1 protein-coding gene and 1 pseudogene are annotated in these 1,060 nt (G+C 37.4%); both read right to left on the reverse strand.

The window, feature by feature from the left end; translation table 11 throughout:
• Nucleotides 1-582, reverse strand: a pseudogene (locus JIG41_RS20295) (flagellin); the annotation flags it as partial.
• A gap of 258 nt (nucleotides 583-840) precedes the next feature.
• Nucleotides 841-1,060: flagellin (locus JIG41_RS20300; RefSeq protein ID WP_283246095.1), on the reverse strand; the 220-nt coding region annotated here is incomplete at its 5' end.

The following is a 1,060-nucleotide window of genomic DNA, read 5'->3' on the forward strand; positions in this document are numbered from 1 at the left end:
AGTAGCTGAGCCAACACTCTGACCAAGTCCACCAGCAACACCTTCAACTGCTTTTAAATCTAGCTGCCTCGCACCTATTTTATCGGCACTTATATCACCAAGTGACATTGAAATACTTTCATTTGCATTAGCCCCAACTTGGAAGGCTTTCGTACCAAATGAGCCATCAAGTAGTTTTTGTCCACCAAAAGAGGTTGTTTCGGCGATACGTGTTAACTCAGTTTGAAGAGCACTAACTTCTTTTTGTAGTGCTTGACGATCTGAATCGGAGTTTGAACCATTAGCTGATTGAAGAGCTAGCTCACGCATACGCTGAAGGATATTAGTTGATTCATTCATCGCACCTTCAGCTGTTTGTGCCATTGAAATACCATCATTGGCATTACGTTGTGCAACTGCTAGGCCATTTACCTGTGAAGTTAAACGGTTTGAAATTTGAAGACCTGCCGCATCATCTTTTGCGCTGTTAATACGCATACCTGATGCTAAACGCTCCATTGAGGTAGCTAGACCTTGACCTGATTTAGCCAAGTTACGTTGAGCGTTTAATGAAGATACATTTGTATTTACTGTTAAAGCCATGATAAAACTCCTGATTACTTTCGTAATATATCTGTGTTGATTTAACCAAGAACTTTCACAATTGTATGTTCAAGCTCCGTACTGGTTAAGTTAGCGGCAGGTGCAAATTATTCTTTAGGCTTTTTTTCAAAAAAATTGATATTTTTATTAATTTCCAATGTAAGTAATTAATAATATTAAAATTAATATTTATTCTTCTATATAATAAAAGATACAAAAAACGCACTCGATGAGTGCGTTTTAAAGTAAAAACTAATTTTAACCACCTAATAAACTAATAGCAGCTTGAGGTATTTGATTCGCTTGCGACAAGATTGACGTACCTGCTTGTTGCAAAATTTGGTTTTTCGTCATTTGCGCTGTTTCTGTTGCAAAATCAGTATCTTGAATACGGCTGCGTGATGCTGCTACGTTTTCAGAGATATTAGCAAGGTTACTGATTGTGTGACCAAAACGATTTTGAATCGCACCTAAGTCA

It is taken from the genome of Pseudoalteromonas sp. bablab_jr011 (assembly GCF_016464045.1).
GTDB classification, from domain to species: Bacteria; Pseudomonadota; Gammaproteobacteria; order Enterobacterales; family Alteromonadaceae; genus Pseudoalteromonas; species Pseudoalteromonas lipolytica.